The organism is Cyclobacterium xiamenense (assembly GCF_042140265.1).
GTDB lineage: Bacteria > Bacteroidota > Bacteroidia > Cytophagales > Cyclobacteriaceae > Cyclobacterium > Cyclobacterium xiamenense_A.
The window spans coordinates 2,580,484-2,599,034 of the sequence record NZ_CP159481.1 but is presented as its reverse complement, the minus strand read 5'-3'; the positions used below and the strand labels follow the sequence as shown (position 1 = coordinate 2,599,034).

Genomic DNA, 18,551 nt, shown 5'->3' with positions numbered 1-18,551 from the left:
AGCTCGTTGGAAAAAAGGGGGTGATCACCCCTCACTTGAAATCTCTGGAGGGAAACAGTTCCCCCTGCTGCCCTTTTTCTCCCGAAGGACGCTGGGAAACTCCCCTGCCTGCTTCCCCCTTACCAGCCGACCTGCGGTTTTCTTCCCCTGCACGGGGCTGCAGCAGTTTGTTTAGGTTGTAACAAGCGCGCACCACCACGTGGATGACTTCGCCTTCTACCTGCAATTTGCCGGAAACCATCAGGAGTTTGGACTGCAGGATGATGGATCGGTATTTTTCAAAGGTCTTGGCCCATACCACCAGGTTGGCAAAGCCGGTCTCGTCTTCAACGGTAATGAAAAGCACCCCCTTGGCCGTGCCTGGCCGCTGCCTTACGGTAATCAGGCCACAAACCTTTACAAAAGCCCCGTCCTTCATTTTTCCCAAATGGGCTGTGGGACTCACGCGCAACTGAGCCAGCTGATCGCGCACATGGCTCAGGGGATGGGATTTTAGGGAAAGGGTGGTGGCGGCATAATCCCGGAGTACCTGCTCCATGGGAGGAATGGCTGGTAGGGATACCTCCTTTTCCCGGGGCGTCTCCTGTACCTGCCCCGTAAAAACCCCGATGGGCCTGCCCTGAAGGGCCAACACTTCCCAAAGGGCTTGCCGGCGGTCCAGGCCCAGGGATCGAAAAGCATCCGCATCGGCCAACCGCTCCAGAGCAGACTTGGGTACCCCGGCATTGATCAGATCGGTGACATGGATGTAGGGCTTTTTCCGCTGCTCCACCAGCAGCTGCATGTCGGGCTCGTGCAAGCCCTTTACCTGCCGGAATCCCAGCCGAATGGATAGGTACTGACCGGATTTTTCCTCAAACACATGATCCCAGAAGGAACGGTTAACGTCCACCGGCCTTACCTCCACGCCGTGCTTACGGGCATCGGTGACGATCTGTGCCGGTCGGTAAAAACCCATGGGTTGGCTATTGAGCAGGGCCGTAGCGAAAACGTCCGGATAGTGGTACTTCAGCCAACAGGAAACGTAAACCAGCAAGGCAAAACTGGCCGCATGGCTCTCGGGAAAACCGTAGCTGCCAAATCCTTCCAGCTGCCGAAACACCCGCCTGGCAAAATCCTCCCGGTAGCCCCGGGCCACCATGCCCCCTACCAGTTTTTTCTCGTACTGACTTACCAGGCCATGTGCTTTGAAGGTCGCCATGCTTCGGCGCAGTCCGTCTGCTTCTGCCGGAGTAAATCCTGCTGCCACAATGGAAATTTCCATGGCCTGTTCCTGAAACAAGGGAACCCCCAGGGTACGGCCAAGGATCTCCTCCAATTCGCGGGAAGGATATTCCACCGGCTCTTCTCCCCTACGTCGTTTGAGGTAGGGGTGTACCATGTCTCCCTGTATGGGTCCGGGTCGGACAATCGCCACCTCAATCACCAAATCATAAAAGGTCCTGGGCTTCAGGCGTGGCAACATGGACATTTGGGCGCGGCTCTCTATCTGAAACACCCCCAGGGTGTCCGCATGGCTGATCATCTCGTATACCCGGGGATCGTCTTGTGGAATATTGGCCAGAGTCAGGTGCCGGCCGTAATGGGACCGGACCAGCTCAAATGCCTTGCGTATGCAGGTCAACATGCCCAATGCCAGCACGTCCACTTTCAGAAATCCCAGGGCATCGATGTCGTCTTTGTCCCATTCGATGCAGGTGCGGTTTTCCATCCGTGCATGCAGTACCGGACAGAGGTTGGAAAGCTGGTCCCGGGTGATCACAAAGCCCCCGGTATGCTGGCCCAACTGCCGGGGAAACCCCATGTACTGCCAGGTGAGGAGCAGCGTTTTTTGCAAATGGGAATCCCGGGGATCGAATCCCTGAGACGATACGTTCTCGCCTTGCAGCCATTCTTTGGTCAGTTCGTGTCCCGACTTCGCAAGCCGGTCTACCGCATCCAAAGACAAGCCCATGGCTTTGCCCACGTCCCGCACCGCACCCTTCCAATGCAGCCGGGTAACGGTGGCCACAATGCCTGCACGGTCCCGACCATACTTTTCGTAAATGTACTGCATCACCTCCTCCCGACGCTCGTGCTCAAAATCCACGTCAATATCCGGGGGTTCGTTACGGGCATCGGACATAAAGCGGGCAAACAGCAACTTGAACTTGGAAGGGTCCACGGAGGTAATCCCCAGGCAATAGCAAACCACCGAATTGGCCGCCGAACCCCGCCCCTGACAGAGGATGCCCCGCTTTCGGGCAAAGCGCACCAGATCGTATACCGTCAGAAAATAGGAAGCATACTCTTTCCGGGCAATGAATTCCAACTCGTGCCGGATGGTGTTCCGAAGGGCTTCGGAGATTTGCCCCCCAAAACTGGCCCGGGCACCCTCCCAGGTACGCAATTCCAACTCCTCTTGAGGACTGCGCCCTTCACTGCATATTTCCTCTGGGTATTGGTACGTCAACTGGTCCAGGGAAAACTCACAAGAGGCGGCAATTTCCACCGCCCGGCGAAGGGCGGCCGGGTACTCCCGAAACAGGCGGTACATTTCTTCCCGGGATTTCAGGAAACGCTCGGCATTGGGATGCAGGCGAAATCCGGCATGTTGAATGGTACACTTTTCCCGGATACAGGTCAACACGTCTTGCAGAGCCCTCCTTCCCGGTGCATGGTAGTGCACGTCGTTGACCGCCACCAGGGGAACTCCCAGGCTTTCTTCCAGCTGCGCCATCCGAAACAGCCGTTTCTGATCGCTGCCATTATAGGTAAAAGCAGCAGCCAGGTAAAGGCTATCGCCCAAGGCCTCCCGGTATTCCTCCAGAGCAGAATAAAAGGACGGTTCAAAATCCAGGTGGGTATTCAGGCTAGTTGGAGGAACGGCAATAAATACGCTGTCCCGGGCATGGGCGTATACATCCGCCTTGTACAGGTGGCAGATCCCCTTCTCTGCCCGAAGATTGCCCAGGCTGAGCAGGGAAGAGAGTCGGCCATACGCTTCCCGATCTTTGGGATAGGCCAGTAGGCTGGGACCATCCAGCAAGTCCAGACGGCAGGCCGGAATGAAGCGCAGACCGGATTCCCTGGCAGCCGTGTGTGCCCGGACAATTCCCGCCAGGGTATTTCGGTCGGTCAGGGCCAGAGCCTCGTACCCCAGCTCAATGGCCCGCTGCACCAATTCTTCCGGATGCGAACCTCCCCGCAGAAAGGAGAAGTTCGAAGTCACTTGCAATTCGCTGTAGGGAGTTGCTTGCATGATTTATTGGTATCAATAGGTTGAATAAATCGCTTGGGGTCAGGAAAAATAGCCGTGCAAAAACCATTGGGGTTCCCCTTTTCCGTAAAGTCCCAGCCGGAAAAGCCAGTACCTGCCCCCTTCCGTATCTTCCACACAGTAATAATCCCTGGGCGGCCCGGTTTGCAGCCACCATTCCTGCTCGATGCGCTCCGGTCCATCGGCGCGGACCACCCGGACCAACTTGCCCTTATGTGTAAAATGTAGCGGAGGATAATCGGGCAAGGGCACCATGACCGTAATGGGTTCGGGTACAGGCAGCAGGTGCAGGGGACGCACCGAATCGGGCCAGCCCGTGTCGGGCATTTCGTCAAAGGAAAGCGCAGGACGCACCGAATGCTCCGGCCAATGCCGCTCCTGTGGCAGGTAACGGTGCATGCGGCCCGAACCCAGTTTGGCTCCTATCCGGTCCAGCAGTTCTGCCACCGCAGCCGGATCCCCGGATCGGTGCCAGAGTTGCTCCTGTGGCAGTTGTACCTTTTCCACCAGCAATCCCTCCAGGTAAAACAACTCTATCCCCAAAGCCGGCTCCAGCAAGGGGATTTTCAGCGCAAAGAGCCGGAAAAGGTGCGAAGGATTGTGGGAAGCGCGGCCGGTGCCGATGGTGATTTCCACCGTTTTTCCGTCTACCCGCAAGCCTTTGAAAACCGCCTTGCGCAACCCCTTCCCTTCCCTGCTCAGGCGCTGACAGAGGGTATCCAGCAACTGCCGAAGAGCGATTTCGATCCCTTTGGCCGTGCGAATGGGCTCCAGGCAGGGCAACTGCTCTTCGTACGGAACCCGGGGCTGTACCGGTTGAAAGGCTTCCTCTTCCCTACCCAGGGCCTGCCCCAACCGAAGCAGCAATCCCTCCCCAAATCGCCTCCGCAAGGTAGCCGCTGGCAGGTCGATAAACTGCTGTATTTGCCGGAAACCCAGTTTTTCCAATCCCTCCAGAATTCGTGACTCCAGGCGGAGAGCCGCCGGAGGCAGGGGTAGCAAGGCTTCCCGCTGAGCTCCCACTGCGGCTATGCTGCCCTGTTCTCCGTACCGGGCCAGTGCCCATGCCGCCCCAATGGTGTCAGCAATGGCCCCCCGTACCCGGTAGCCTTTGCCCTCCAATGCCGATACCAGGTCCCTCAGGTAGGCGGATTCACCTCCCCAGAGATGTGGACAACCCGAAATATCCAGCATCAAGCCGGAAGGAGGATCAGGAGCGGGGAATGGGGTGTATTGCAGGCACCACTCGGCCAACCGGTACAGAAGCCGCTTCGCCCAACCGGGCCTGTCGGGAAAGACCCGTATGTCCGGGAAAATGGCCCGGGCATCCGCCACGGCCCTGCCCGGACGGATGCCCCGTGCAAAGGCCTCCCGGCTGCTCGCCTGTACAATGGCCCGACCCCGTTCGTTGCCGGCCAATACGAAGGACTTTCCCCGGAGTTCCGGATGTCGAATAGCCAGCCGGTCCGTAGTCAGGTGACAAAACCAGAGAGATAGAAAACGCTTAGGCATACTTTCGGCTGTTTTGGGTAACGACCTGCCTCTCTTCCCGGAAGACTTCCCGAAAACCCTGACCGTCCCACTGCAGCTGCCAGTCGCCCGGTCTTCCGTTTCGTACCTTCATCAAGCCTACCTTCCAGGCAGGAACGCCCAATCCCGGCATGCCCGTCGACATGGGTGTCGGAACCGGGGCCACTTTCCAGCGGGTGGCACAGGCCAGGGCATGCAAGCTACGGGGCTGATGACGGTGCAAGAAGCCTGGGACACGGCTCCGCTCTACTGCCAATTGCAGGCGCTGAGATTCGGAAAAACCCAATTCCCTGATTTCACCGACCACCGCCACCAGCGCTTCGCAACTGAGCGCCTGCTCCATCGTCCACAGCAGCTCTTTTTCCCTGGGTACGTTCACAAACACCACCCGTTCGGGAGCTACCCCAAAACGCTTCAGGGCGGGAGGAAAGACCTGTGGGCGGGTCCCCAACCAGAGGCAAAATCCACCTTTTTGCAGAAGCATGCCCAGAATCACGGCCAAAAATCCCTGGGTGGACGCCGCCTCGGACGGGGTATCGCTGATAAATTCGTGGTTGGCGGCCAGGGGAAATGCCCCGCCCGGGAAGGCCGCATGCAAGGGACCCAGCTGCAGCCTGGAATCCGGTTGCTGCCCTTTTTGGGGAAGGTATCCTTCCAGGGCCATGATTTCCTGCTTTAACTGCCGCAGCCGATCCATTTTATCACTATTTCCTTTCATCGTTTTCGCAGAATGGGTATATTTGACACGATTCATATCAAATCGTTGACTCTAATACTAACAAACTTCGATGAAAAAGTCAAAAAACTTTTTTCCGGGAAACCTGAAATTTCTCCGGGAGCGAAAGGGCCTCACCCAGCAAGGGCTGGCGGCCGAGCTGGAACTAACCCGGTCCAAACTCAACGCGCTGGAATCCGGTCAAACCAAGGCGCCTGCTCCCGAGGATTTTCTGGGTATCTCCAGCTATTTCGGTATCAGCATCGACAGCCTGATACGGGTAGACCTGCGTACGCTGGGAGAGTTGAAATTGCGGGAGCTGGAAGCGGGAAACGACGTGTACATGCGGGGCGGCAACCTGCGGGTGTTGGCCATCAGTGTGGATAGAGGTAATCAGGAAAATGTGGAATACGTACCCATCAAAGCCAAATCGGGCTACCTTTCCGGATACAACGATCCCGAGTTTATTGCCTCCCTGCCCCGCTTTTCCCTACCCAACCTTCCCCGGCAGGGTACCTACCGGATATTTCCTACGGTGGGGGATTCCATGCTGCCCATTCCGGGAGGAAGTGACATCATCACCCGGTACCAGGACGACTGGACGGCCCTAAAACCGGACAGCCCATGTGTGGTAATCCTGAGCGGACAGCAGGACTTTGTTTTTAAATTGGTGACCTTACAGGCTGAAGGGCAGCTACTGCTTCGCTCCCTGAACCCCATCTTTGAGCCCTTTACGGTGCCTGTGGGCGAGGTAGCAGAGATCTGGAAGTTTCACGCCTATACCAGCAAAGAGATCCCCGAACCCGAAACCGACCTGAAGCAGCTGGTAAGGGCCGTCCGGGACATGCAGCTGGAGCTTAAGGGGAGGAAGGGGTAGGGAATTCAGGAAAAAGGAAATAAGCTTGGAGAATTAAGATAATACCAGCGAGATATGTCGATAATGAACACCTTTCGGAATAAAAATCGATTATAATTTTACAAATGAATCTCCATATATGATGCCTGCAGCTGGAGCAAAAGGCCATTGACTATAAGGAACCTGGTTCTAAATGAACATTACCTCGATAGGAATGTGGCTTTAGCCCATTCCTTAAAACAGAATAGCAAAAACCTGGCTTTAACCAAAATGAATACCTTATAACCAACCTTCCATATAGCAGGCCCATTTGTATACCGAATTGGATGTTGACTTTTTAGCGATTGGTTATTAGATTTAATATGTAATTGGTATTGCATGTTGCAACTAACCGGTCAAAAGAATGAAAGTTGCCTTCCAACTAATTCACACCTGGAAGGAAGGCCTATGTCAGCGTTTAGCTAAGCCTACTCAAATCATGAGCATTTGCTTCAAAAAAGAAAAACTAAAAAATCGATTTATAATCGGGAGTGTAGCCATGGCCCTTTTATTTATGGCATTTGGATCCTACGGGTCTTTTAACCCCTTTGAAATCGGTTTTTACACCTCCATAGGGGCTGGGATAGGTTGGTTCTACGTAAGCTATTATGGGTTTAACTGGTTGCTGGGCAGGAATAAATCCTAAATGATTGGTTTATTCACCTCTTAACAAAATACGTTTCATCCGTAGCAGGTTCCAAATAGTGGACCTGCTATTTTTTTTGCCGCTAAAACCACCAACCTGATAGTGGTTAACCAAAATTTTAGTATTTGGTAGTACCAATTTAGGGCTTAATTTTGATTTAACTTTGCTGCTTTTTCCTGTTTACCAAAATAAACCAATAAATCAATGTGCCTATAAAAACAAAGGCACTAACTAAAATTCCCCAACCGTACAGGTAATGATCAGAAAGGACTTTTAACGCAGCAAAAACAATGACTCCCAGCGCAGCTAATCCTAGAATAACTAATATCTTTTTCATCATCTATTTACTTATTTCTTTAATGGCACATCCTAATGCAGCGCCAACTACACAAAAGGGAGGTAATACCCAACACCCAAACGTGTCAACCGGGTCATTATCCCAATCATCAAAAAGCTTATCTATAACACTTTATACAAGCAATTTTCTCACCTACTCAAACTATTCCCCTCCAAAAAAATCCTTCCAGGCCTCCGCCTTCAGGGCCTTGTCTTCCGCGCCGGTATACATCAGCAGGCGGTAGCGGATGGTTTCCGACTCTCCGGCTGCCAGGCCCCAGTCACCCAGTATCTGCCGGGAAGGGCCCAAACCCATTTGGCTGTCTACGCGCCAGGGCGTGGGGAAAGCCGCATTGTCCGGATGATCCAAAATGGCAATCCGGGCAAAATCCTCCCTCCCATCGAGCTGTATCCCGATATCGCTCCAGATGGCCCGCTGACCTTCCAGCTCCATCCCTTCCTGCCCCGATGCACCCAGGATCTCACCGATGGTCTCGGGCACCCAGGGCATGCGTACAAACAGGCCTCCCACATAGAATTTCCCCATTACCACCTCCTTTTTGGCTTCTCCCTGCCATTCCAGGTCCAGTACGTAGCGATCGGCATAGGCCTGCAGGGACCAGTTTTGGGTTTCCACCATAAGCACCTCTCCCGCCTCATCGAGCATTTCGTACACGGTCTGCCAGCGAACCGTCTCCCCCCTGTCCTGTTGCACATTTACCGAAACCCGTCGCCAATAATCCCGGTTCCAGTTCATAAAGAAATCGCGTTCGTTTACCCGCTTCAGGCCCCAGTAAATGCCGGTTTGGTGGGGATGGTGGTCCGGGCGGTATTCGGTCAACTCCCCCTGTCCATCTGGTGCCAAAATGGGATGCAGGTAGGGCCGTTCGTCCGGCAGTGCACGTTGGGTTAATACAGGTCTGTTTTTATCCGCTGCATATACCGCCATACGAGCTGCGTCCTGGTCCCGATCGATGCGAAGGGAAAGGGGATTCTCTGGCCGGGGAGCATCTGAAGAAGGCAGCAAACTGACCACCGGCACCCGCTTTTCCATTGGTGTGAGCTCCAGGCTTCCCGTTTGGATTCGGATATTGCGAAACCGGATGGAAAAACTTCCCTGGGGATCGTTCTCGTTGTTGGCATGCAATTGCAGGCCAATAAATCCCCGGAGGTAGCGATCGTCTTCCAAATGGGCAACGGGCACCCCGTTTACCCAGGTTCGGATAATGGGACCGACCGCTTCGATGCGGTAATGATTCCACCGATAGCCGTTTTTATCGTCTCGTTTGAAGGCTGCTTTTGCTTCCGGGCCCATTTTCTCGGGCGGGTAAATCCAGCCCCGATCGGCTCCTTCTTCGTAAATGGCCCCGCTCCACTGCTGGGGCTTGGGGTCTACTTCCATCTGATAGCCATGCACCCGGCCGTTTTTGTATTCCGGATAGCTTTGGGAGCGGAATTGGATACCGGAGTTATTCATCAATGTATCCACGGATACCTCCAGCTCGAGCACAAAATCACCAAATTCCTGCTCGGTGCACAAAAACCCGTTGGGCTGACCCGGAACGGTGCTGCCAACGATCATCCCCTCTTTTACTTCCCAGGTATGGGCTCCGTTTAATTCGGTCCAACCGCTCAGGTCCTTGCCGTTGAAAAGGGATTGCCAATCCTGCTCCTGAGCCGGCATCGTAAAGGGGGCCAGAAAGCCTGCACAAACAAGCAGAAAAAGGGAAGCAAGGGTTGTTGTTCTCATCACTATTTTGGGTTTATGTGAAAGTATACGCCTGTTTCCATCAATCGGGCAGGGCAAAAGCAATGACCGAATCTCCGTGAGGGGTGCCGTTTTTCCCTCCCCCGCCGGCGGTAATGACCAGGTATTGTTTTCCCGCTACCTGGTATACGCTGGGGGTGGCATAGCCTCCTGCCGGGAGTTGGTATTCCCACAGTACCTGACCGGAAAAGGTATCAAAGGCCCGGATTTTTTCATCGGGCGTTCCTGCAATGAATACCAGGTTTCCGGCCGTCACTACCGGGCCACCGAAGCTTTTGGCCCCGGTGTTTCGAATGCCTTTGGCCACCAACTCGGGGTATTCTCCCAGCGGAACCTTCCATAGGATTTCCCCCTTATCCAGGTCCACAGCATTTAAGGTACCCCAGGGAGGAGCAATGGCGGGGTAGCCATCCTGGTCCACAAAGAAGGGAGCCACGTTGGCGTAACGAGGCGCCTGACTGGAATTGGAAGTACCGGTTTTAGCCGGATTTTCTTTCGGGTCTCCTCCATTGTGCTGCAGGTAAACGATGAGGTCATCCAGCTGCCTATCGGTAAATTGGGCAAACGCGGGCATCATACCCCGGCCATAGCGCAATACGGATTTGATGGAATCCCCGCCAATCTGCAGGTTTTGAAGGGGTGGGTGGAGAGGAGGATTTCCTTTTTTGTCAACCCCGTGGCAAGCGGTACAGGATGTATTGTACAGAGCTTTGCCCCGGGCAAGTGGTGAGGCCGAAGCGGTATCTATATCCAAAGGTACCAGGCTATGGATAGTGGGCGCCTCGTTGATGTTTACAAACAGCACATTCGTCGCCGGATCAAAAGCAGCGCCGCCCCATTCTGCACCTCCCTGGTGGCCGGGCATGGTGATCACCCCTGCCATGGATGCAGGTGTATACAATGGCCCGGTTTCGTGCTGCCTGAAGATCTCGAGTACATATTCCCGGGTTTCAGGGGTAATGTTGCTCAAATCTGCTTCGCGAAGTGTCGTCCGGTTTAGCGGAGGTGGTTTTAAGGGAAAGGGTTGGGTGGGCCAGGCTTCCTCTCCGGGCACCTTCGAGGCAGGAACGGGCAGATCGACTACCGGAAATACCGGTTCACCTGTCTCCCTATCCAGCACAAAGGTAAGGCCCTGCTTGGTCAGTTGCACCACGATATCCCGGGCCGCACCGGCTCTGGTTACTGTGGCCAAAATGGGAGCCGGAGGCAGGTCGTAATCCCAGATATCGTGCCGCAAAGTTTGATAATGCCAGATGCGCTCACCGGTGCTGGCGTCCAGGGCGATCACGCAATTGGCAAACAGGTTTTCTCCCTTGCGCATCCCGCCATAGATAAAATCCGGTGCAGGCGAACCCGTGGCAAAGAAAACCCAACCTCTTTCCTCATCCACGGTCAATCCACCCCAGGGATTGGTGCCCCCATAGCTTACGTCATCTTCAAATTCCCAGGTATCGTAGCCAAATTCTCCGGGCTGGGGAATGGTATGAAATATCCATTTAAATTCCCCGGTAAGCGCATTGTATCCACGTACGTCCCCAGGTGTGGATGGTGCTCCCTCTGGCGTTCTTCCGCCGATGATGAGCATGTCTTTATACACCATGCCCTGGGTGGTGGCCTCAAAGTCTACCTGCTCCGGATCCTGGGGCAGGTTTTTCCGCAGATCGATCCAACCATTTTCGCCAAAGGAAGTGATCAGGGTGCCGGTAAGGGCATCGATGGCGTAAACCCGATCCTTCACGAAGTTCAGGATGCGTTTATTATCTCCTTTTTCATCTTCCCAGTAGGTGAGTCCGCGATTTCTACCTCGAAAAGGTCTTTCATCATTCCGGTAATCATCCGGTCGAAAAACCCACAATTCTTCTCCTGTGGCGGCATCCAGTGCAACGGCATTCACTTCCGGGGTGGTGAAATAAAGCAAACCGTCTATGACAATGGGGTTCGCATACATTCCCGGTCCTACAGGATTGCCGTGGTGGTATTCCCAGACTTTTTTCAGTGATTGTACGTTGCCGGTATGTATTTGATCCAGTTCAGAATACTGAATACCGGAGGAGTGCCCTCGATAAATCCCCCAGTCCGTATGGTTATTGAGCCGGTTTTGGTAGGTCCGATCCGGCGAGGTATCCGGCTCACCTGGGCTACAAGAGATAAAAAGCAGCGAGCATAGAAAAAAAGGTAGGTATTGGCTTTTTGGGTTCGTTTTTCTCATGCAGGTCTTTTAACAAAGAGTAGTTTGGGATGAATTCCTTATCCCGGTCCGACAATAATAGCAAAAAACGTCCGGAATCTGAGGAGGAAGGCTTACTAAATGTTTAGATTCGAGCCTCAAAAGTGGATTCATTTAGTTATTATTTGGTGACCAAACCCAATTGATTGCTGGATTGGTGTCGGCTGATCACCGGGAATATACCAGTTGTTTATCATAGGTAATTTGATCAACAACGTTTGTATGATCCACTACCAGGCATTTTACCTAAACCCGAAAAAGCATTGGCTTCAATAACTACTTTATATCCCCAAAAAACTCCTCCAAATCCAATTTATATCCCTGGATTACCCTGGACTTCACCAGATCCTCCTGGGGTAAAATGCCGCAAAGGCTCATACTTTCGATTGATCAGGCTGAAAATAAGCATAGAACTCCCCAAAGGCGTATATGTCGGTAGTAGCATTGGTTTTAAGATTGAAACTTTGCCATAATTCATAGGATAATATTCTTTTTTCAGCGGTAACTCTTGTCAAACGGTTTAAAATCGTCAGACAAGTAATCACTTACGACCTGGAAGTCTCGCAATTATGAACATGCTGTTTTAAAAGTTAGCGGGTTAGCCATTATGCTGTAGGGTAAAATGAATCGCTTTGCTTTTACCTGACTCCGACTGATTAAATCAACATTTTACCAATAACTTTTAGCATTTAATGATGCATTAAAAGAGTTTTACTTTACAGATATAAAATTTTTTGTGTAATAATATTTTTTATTTTATTTATTATAAATAAATTTAGAAAAAATTAATTATGAGTACTTTTGCCCCCCGCAATATTTAAATTGGCCAAAGTTTATTCTATTCTTAGTTTTGGCATCTATGCTTGTTGACGATTTATATGGACAAACTGTAAATATTTCAGGTCCGACAACTGTTTGCCCTAATAATTTCCACCCAAGTGGAAACCCAAACCTTAATGGGCATAATTATAGTGCACAAGCTGTAATTGCTGGTATTAATGCGTCCTGCACTAGTTGGGATTGGTTTATTGTAAGCCTTAGCGATGACCTTGAAATTGATGGAGGCGGAGGAAACACAATTTCTGGCTACAATTTTACAGAAACCGGACAATATCTTATAAGGTTTTTTGGAAATGGTTGTGGTATCTTTAATAATATTTCTGTATCTGGGGATTTGTTGGTGACATCTAGAGTCAAAATGCCAAACCCTATAAAGCATGTGACCGCACCAAGTATGTGTAACCCTGGTCAGGCATATACTTATGAAACAGATCCGGCATTAGACCTTAGCGATCCAGCTTGTTATTACCACTATGAATATTATTGGACTGCTCCTTCCGGGTGGGATATCAATGGGAGTGGTAATACTTATCTCGGCCATGATGCCTCCCCTGATATTGTGGCACCTGCCAACACACCTAACGGGGTTTACGATATATCGGTACAATCAACCATACCTAATGGTCAACCAGGACCTTTTCCCAACAATCGATTCCTAAGTGCTCCAAGAACCACTTCGGTTTATGTGGGAGGCCCGTTCAGCACTTCACAGATTACCGTGGCAGGTACCATGGCCGTATGCGGTGGAAATACGTATACTTATACAGCGAATGTACCGGGAGGGCATAAAAATGATTATAATTATGACTGGACCTATCCGTCCGGTTGGATTTTTCAATATGCCGGAGCCAATATTATACAATTGTATGTTCCCACAAATTATACTTCTTATGGCGCAGTAAGGGTGTCCGTTAATAATGGATGTGGTTCATCTTCCTACACAGGGATGACGGTGTTTCCATGCAACTATATGGGCGCTGGAGACTTTTTAATTTATCCCAATCCTTCGGAGAGCGGTGAATTAAATGTGGAATTTATTGAAACAAAAAATATGTCGGAAGGAGGCCAACTTACCGAAGTTATCTTTAACGTCGAATTATATGATAATCAGGAAAAATTAGTGCGTACAGCAGAATCAAGATCGGGAAAAGTGAACCTGGATACAAATAATCTGCAACCTGGCACTTATTTTCTTCATATCCATAATGGAAAAGAAGTTTTGTCCAAACAGATAATCGTTAAATAGCTGGAATATGTTATAAACCAGCCAATTATGACCCGGCCAATAAAACTATAACCGAAATGTCACTATCAAAAAAATGTATTCTCTTCGCTTTAATGGGCTTTTTGATGATTGCCCAGAATAAGCTGAGTGCTCAATCTGAGCCGGAGACCGAGGCCGATATTTTCACGGCGAAAAACTCCGTACATGCCGAATTACTTGGGAACTCCGGTGGCTATGCGCTTAATTTTGGGCGTATCCTTCACCAAAAAAACAGGATGAAACTTTGGGTAAGTGCAGGATTTTCTTTGCGTCGTCGTGGAAGTAGTGAACCCATATTTTCAGCCCATTGGACACCTTACTTTCCGGCAGAGATTACAGTTTTTTTGGGAAAGTCCAAGCATAATTTGGAATTAGGAGCCGGGTTCTATACCCTACGTAACAGATCCTATACCGTTGACGAAAGTTTGCCGAATTTTATAAGAGAAGAAATACATTGGGACCAGTTTATTCTGGCCAGGATAGGTTACCGATATCAAAAACCTGAAGGAGGCTTCTTTTTCAGGGCTGCCTACACTCCAGGGATTCAATTTTTCAATTCCGAAACTAGGGGGAAGGAAGTGTTCTATAGTCCATTCCTGATTGGAATCAGTTTAGGGTATAGTTTTTAAAAGATGTCACTAGCTGTCTGTATAGGAAGTAACTGTCGACAAACGAATACCTTTCCGTAGTAGGACAAAGCAATGTTTACATCGCTACTTTATATCCCGAAAAAACTCCTCCAAATCCAGTGTAAACCCCTCTATCACCTTGGACGCCGCCACATCCCCTGAGGTAAGAAGCCGCGAGGGCTGATATTTCCCATTGATGAGCCTGTAAATGAGCAAATCCTGAGTTTCGGCATGAATGATCCAATATTCCCCGACTCCGTTAGATTCATACAACTCAAACTTATGCTTCAATTCGGTTTTACTATTGCCCGGAGATAAAATTTCCACGATCAGGTCCGGGGCTCCGATGCAACCTCTTTCATCCAGTTTCTCCGGATCGCAAATCACACAAATATCCGGCTGTACCACATCATGAATTTTTTCATCATCTTTGGATGAGGTTGGAAAGCGAACATCGAAGGGCGCATCGTAAACTTGACAGGGTTTGTTCTCCAAAAAGTAATAGAGTTTAGCTGACAACTTTATTGAAATCCGCTGATGGATGCGTCTGGGTGCAGCCGCAGCTTTCTTGAAAATCCTCCCCTTGATCAATTCAACCACTTCCTCCATCTGCCAGGTCAGGTAGTCGGCATAGGAATGGTTGCTGTATTCCAAATCCGGTTCTTTGACCATATCGGTTTTTTTGGTATCCATGATCTAAATATATCGATTTTAAGCCTTAGAAGAAAGATTGACATGGTCCTTAAGGAAATATAGCTCCTGATTTTCCAAAAAGGGCAAACGACCGGTTTTGGGGTACTTGTTTTATCAGAAGGCAAAACGGATTTTACCTCCCCCGATACCTCGATGGGATACAAATCTTTTTTAGCCGTTACTGTTTCCTTCAATACACGTTTCTCCGTTTTGGAAAAAGTGCGATCGCATCCTCGATAATGCGCTGAGGATAGCCCAGACCAGCACCAGGGTCATCTGGATCGAATTCCTTACCCATGAACCGTTGCCAATCTTCCAACCGAAGACGATCGTCCAAATGGCTGTATTGGAAGGCATTCAAGGCTTGAAGTAGGACAAATCCATTGGTGGTAGTGTTGGCTTCCTTCATGATCCCTTCGAAAGCAATGTCAGTGTCTCCCAAAAAAGCGAGTGCTTGGGAGGCCATGATCCTGTTTGCAGCAAATTCCTCTTCCCTGATCATGGCAATCAAATGACTTTGAAGGCTGTTTCTTCGATCTGGATGGAGAAAAACTCCATAAGCGCCCCAATACCGAATGATCGGATTTTCATCCTTCAGGTAATTCAGGAAGTTTTCGGTTGAGTCCTCCGTTACTGCTTTGGCGACCTGGAGAATTTTCCGAACCGGATAATCGGTACTTTGGGCAAAGTCATAGAGGGTTGCATATTGTTTTCCCGGCCCGGCCAGATCATGGAACATAGACTCTGGAATTAATCCGATATCCCTGGTTTCAATCATCCAGCGATCCATCTCTATTGAAAGCTTTTTAATTATTTGTTTGGATCCTGGCAATTCAACAAGGTTATCCACCTGCCAGGGATCATTTTCGGTGTCAAAAAATTGCACCACAGGTTTTGGCTCGTAAAACTGAGACTGAACTTCATTGGTTTTTCCCTCCTCGTAGGCTGCTTCATAGGCACGCCAATTGGCCTGTACCTGGTAGCCGTACCTTGAATCCCTGCCTCTGGGTCTGTGGGGCATAAAGTTCCTGATATAATAAAACTTACCGTCCGTAACGGCTCGTGCAAAATCATACCGCTCACCCATCCTGTCCCGGGTAAAATGTATATAATCTGAGGATTTCTCAGATTTTTCTCCCAGCAAGGCTTTTCCCTGCATCAGATCAGGCACTTCACACCCTGTAATGGAAAGCAACGTGGGCGCCAAATCTACAAAACTGACCAATGATGGATCTACCCTTACGGCAGGCTTTGCAGACAGGTGTTCCCATTTCTCGGGAAGATGTACCATCAGTGGCACCTGGGTGCCCCCTTTGTAGATATACCGCTTGGATCGGGAAAGCTGCCCTCCATGATCCGAGTAGAAAAAAACGATGGTGTTTTCAGTAAGTCCTGCCGCTTCCAGTTCCTGTAGCAACTCGCCCACCTGGCTGTCCATCAAAGTGATCAGGTCATGGAAACGGGCCCAGTCCTCCCTGATTTCAGGAAGATCCGGGTGATAAGGAGGAAGCTGAATGTCGGCTGGATCGATCCGTGGTTTCTCCGGAATCATTTCATTTTCCACATAATGGTCTATCCTCTCCTTACTAAGCTGGCTTTCGTGGGTAACTGTCAGATTGAAAACCGCAAAAAAGGGCTGATCCGCTTTTCTGTTTTTGTAATGGGCGGTATTGCTGGATTCATCCCAAAGTTCCGGATCGTTGTTGTACGGAGAATTGTAGTCCTTCTTGCTGTTATTCGTACAATAGTAGCCCGCATCCCGCAACAATTTCGGGTAAATAGGAATTTCTTCCGGTAAGGGTACCTTTGAACGCATCTGATGAGTCCCGATGGAAGACGCATACATTCCGGAAAGGATCGTAGATCGCGCGACTGCACAAACGGGTGCATTGGCATAGGCCTGGGTGTAGCGAATCGAGCGTTTTGCCAGCCGATCCAGGTTGGGAGTATGGGCCTGCACAAAGCCATAACTCCCCAGATAAGGACTGATGTCCTCGCAGGTGATCCATAGGACGTTTGGTCGTTCGTGAGGCATCTCCCCGGTCGTCCCCCGTTCTGCTAGCAATAGGAAAACCAATACAACGCAAGCCTTTACAGGCAGGTAAACAGCGCTCATTTCAATGTGCTTCCCTCGATCGGTTTTGGAAATTCACGCATGGGGCTGTACCGCAGGTAGGAGTCAAAGACCTCCGGATCAGGCCCCACTACCCGCGGGTCCTTTGTTTCCCGAAGTTCCGCAAGTAGCGCCTGCCGCAAGGTTTCTTTGATTTCCGCATAATCCGGATCCTCGGCCAGATTATTCATGCATTCCGGGTCGGATTGGAGATCGTAAAGGAGTACCTCCGGGTTCTTTTCAAAGGCCGCTTCAAAATAGGGCCGTACGGATGCATCCTCCCGGTTTTCCACCAGGTACGACTTGGTAGGCGCTGCATCCACGTCGGTAAAAGCCCAATCGGAACGATGCTGGCCGTTTTCATCTATTCCATAAAGGGGAAGCAACTCCTCCTCGTTGTCGGGATTGATGCGTTGGGGAGCTCCGGCGGGCCAACGATCGGGTTTCATGTTCCAGATCAGCAAATGATCCTGGCTGCGGATGACCCGCTGTGGATAACCCCAGTTTTGGTAGCGGGATGCAGAGTGTCGCTCACGACCGGAGAACACGTACTTTTTCGCTGGATCGACGGTCCCTTGTTCGGAAGACTCCAAAATGGAGCGTATGCTGACACCGGTAATCGGCAGCATTCCTTCCGAAGGGGTTTGGGTCAGATCCAGAATGGTGGGCGCCAGGTCGATGAAGTTGATGGGATCGTCCACCGTACGGCCCGGAGGAAAGCCTTTGGGATACCGAATGGCCAGCGGAACATGAATCCCGTAATCGTAACCATTGGCTTTGGCTCGGGGAAAAGCCATGCCGTTATCGGAGGTAACGATGACGACGGTGTTGTCCAGTTCGCCTTTCTCTTCCAGGTAATTCAACATGTCTTGTAGATGCCGGTCAAACCATTCGATTTCGACGGCATAGTCCAGCAGATCTCCCCGGACAATGGGGTGGTCGGGTAGAAAGCCGGGAACTTCCGCATCGGAGAGCTTTTTATCGGTCCGTTTCCAGGAATCCTGCTCAAAGGCCCGGTGAGGTTCCGTAGCGCCGTACCAGAAGAAAAACGGATCACCGGCTTCACGCACATTTTCCATGAAATACTTAAAGTTTTCAAAGTAGTTGAGGGTATTGATTTGGGCAGCGGGGCGTGCGTCGCCATCGGAGCCCGCTTCGTAGCGAATCTGACTGTGTTCGATTCCCGCGGCATCCGTTGCCCGCCAAAGGGAATCGTTTTCGTCCCGTGCATACCGGAAGGGAGACACCCCTTTTCCGGTACGTCCGGTCGTGTAGCCATTTTCGGCGAGCAGGTCTACAAACGGCACGTGTTTCTTCAACCATGGAGCCGCATGTTGACCGGATTGTTCGTTTTGCCAGTGGTGGCGACCGGTAATGATGCTGCTTCTGGAGGGCGCACATCCCGGAGAACCAGCGATGCAATTGGTAAAAAACACGCCTTCCCGGGCCACCCGGTCAAATCCCGGAGTATTGACAAAGTTGCTTCCGGCAAAGCTGGTGTGGTAGTGAGATTGGTCGTCGCTGATGACAAAAAGGATATTGGGGGGTCGCTTCTCCGTTTTTTCGTCGGCGGAGGAACAGCCAAAAAGCAGGAGAAGGGCGAGCAGGGCAATGGCTATCGGTGCATTTTTCATGG

The 18,551-nt window shown here is 50.9% G+C and carries 13 protein-coding genes; 4 read left to right on the top strand and 9 right to left on the bottom strand.

All coding sequences use genetic code 11. From position 1 onward, the window contains the following. Nucleotides 1-31: 31 nt before the first annotated feature. Genes ABWH99_RS10945 through ABWH99_RS10935 form a run of 3 tightly spaced genes read right to left on the bottom strand, consistent with a single transcriptional unit; the run spans nucleotide 32 to nucleotide 5,507 of the window. Nucleotides 32-3,241: an error-prone DNA polymerase gene (locus tag ABWH99_RS10945; RefSeq protein WP_375586311.1), complete on the bottom strand. Its 3,210-nt coding sequence runs from the start codon at nucleotides 3,239-3,241 to the stop codon at nucleotides 32-34. A gap of 39 nt (nucleotides 3,242-3,280) precedes the next feature. Next, nucleotides 3,281-4,771 carry a DNA polymerase Y family protein gene (locus tag ABWH99_RS10940; protein WP_375586310.1) on the bottom strand — a complete coding sequence of 497 codons (1,491 nt, stop codon included), beginning with the start codon at nucleotides 4,769-4,771 and terminating at the stop codon, nucleotides 3,281-3,283. After that, nucleotides 4,764-5,507 carry an ImuA family protein gene (locus tag ABWH99_RS10935; RefSeq protein ID WP_375586309.1) on the bottom strand — a complete coding sequence of 248 codons (744 nt, stop codon included), beginning with the start codon at nucleotides 5,505-5,507 and terminating at the stop codon, nucleotides 4,764-4,766. The genes ABWH99_RS10940 and ABWH99_RS10935 overlap by 8 nt, the downstream gene beginning before the upstream one ends. A gap of 70 nt (nucleotides 5,508-5,577) precedes the next feature. Between ABWH99_RS10935 and ABWH99_RS10930 the strand changes: the two genes are divergently transcribed. Together ABWH99_RS10930 and ABWH99_RS10925 are read left to right on the top strand one after the other, a co-directional pair. Next, nucleotides 5,578-6,381: an XRE family transcriptional regulator gene (locus tag ABWH99_RS10930; RefSeq protein WP_375586308.1), complete on the top strand. Its 804-nt coding sequence runs from the start codon at nucleotides 5,578-5,580 to the stop codon at nucleotides 6,379-6,381. Between the two features lie 382 nt (nucleotides 6,382-6,763). Beyond that, nucleotides 6,764-7,045: a hypothetical protein gene (locus ABWH99_RS10925; RefSeq protein ID WP_375586307.1), complete on the top strand. Its 282-nt coding sequence runs from the start codon at nucleotides 6,764-6,766 to the stop codon at nucleotides 7,043-7,045. Nucleotides 7,046-7,202: 157 nt separating this feature from the next. Here the strand turns inward: ABWH99_RS10925 and ABWH99_RS10920 are convergent, their stop codons facing one another. The 3 genes from ABWH99_RS10920 to ABWH99_RS10910 all read right to left on the bottom strand — a co-directional run bounded on the left by ABWH99_RS10920 (nucleotide 7,203) and on the right by ABWH99_RS10910 (nucleotide 11,358). After that, nucleotides 7,203-7,385 carry a hypothetical protein gene (locus tag ABWH99_RS10920; RefSeq protein WP_375586306.1) on the bottom strand — a complete coding sequence of 61 codons (183 nt, stop codon included), beginning with the start codon at nucleotides 7,383-7,385 and terminating at the stop codon, nucleotides 7,203-7,205. 159 nt (nucleotides 7,386-7,544) lie between these two features. Then, nucleotides 7,545-9,131: a DUF6807 family protein gene (locus ABWH99_RS10915; protein ID WP_375586305.1), complete on the bottom strand. Its 1,587-nt coding sequence runs from the start codon at nucleotides 9,129-9,131 to the stop codon at nucleotides 7,545-7,547. A gap of 40 nt (nucleotides 9,132-9,171) precedes the next feature. Then, entirely contained in the window at nucleotides 9,172-11,358 is a 2,187-nt protein-coding gene (locus ABWH99_RS10910) for a PQQ-binding-like beta-propeller repeat protein (RefSeq protein WP_375586304.1), read from the bottom strand. A gap of 877 nt (nucleotides 11,359-12,235) precedes the next feature. Here ABWH99_RS10910 and ABWH99_RS10905 point away from each other — a divergent pair. Next, nucleotides 12,236-13,462: a T9SS type A sorting domain-containing protein gene (locus tag ABWH99_RS10905; protein WP_375586303.1), complete on the top strand. Its 1,227-nt coding sequence runs from the start codon at nucleotides 12,236-12,238 to the stop codon at nucleotides 13,460-13,462. 56 nt (nucleotides 13,463-13,518) lie between these two features. Beyond that, nucleotides 13,519-14,109, top strand: coding sequence for a hypothetical protein (locus ABWH99_RS10900; protein WP_375586302.1), 591 nt, complete (start codon nucleotides 13,519-13,521; stop codon nucleotides 14,107-14,109). Nucleotides 14,110-14,193: 84 nt separating this feature from the next. On the opposite strand, the gene ABWH99_RS10895 is transcribed toward ABWH99_RS10900, so the two are convergent. The 3 genes from ABWH99_RS10895 to ABWH99_RS10885 all read right to left on the bottom strand — a co-directional run bounded on the left by ABWH99_RS10895 (nucleotide 14,194) and on the right by ABWH99_RS10885 (nucleotide 18,549). After that, entirely contained in the window at nucleotides 14,194-14,802 is a 609-nt protein-coding gene (locus ABWH99_RS10895; RefSeq protein ID WP_375586301.1) for a Uma2 family endonuclease, read from the bottom strand. A 190-nt stretch (nucleotides 14,803-14,992) separates the two neighbouring features. Further along, a complete protein-coding gene (locus tag ABWH99_RS10890; protein ID WP_375586300.1) occupies nucleotides 14,993-16,918 on the bottom strand; it encodes a sulfatase in 1,926 nt (641 codons plus the stop codon). Beyond that, the gene (locus ABWH99_RS10885) at nucleotides 16,915-18,549 is read right to left on the bottom strand and encodes a sulfatase (RefSeq protein ID WP_375586299.1); all 1,635 of its coding nucleotides are present in this window, start codon (nucleotides 18,547-18,549) and stop codon (nucleotides 16,915-16,917) included. The genes ABWH99_RS10890 and ABWH99_RS10885 overlap by 4 nt, the downstream gene beginning before the upstream one ends. Between the last annotated feature and the right edge of the window lie 2 nt (nucleotides 18,550-18,551).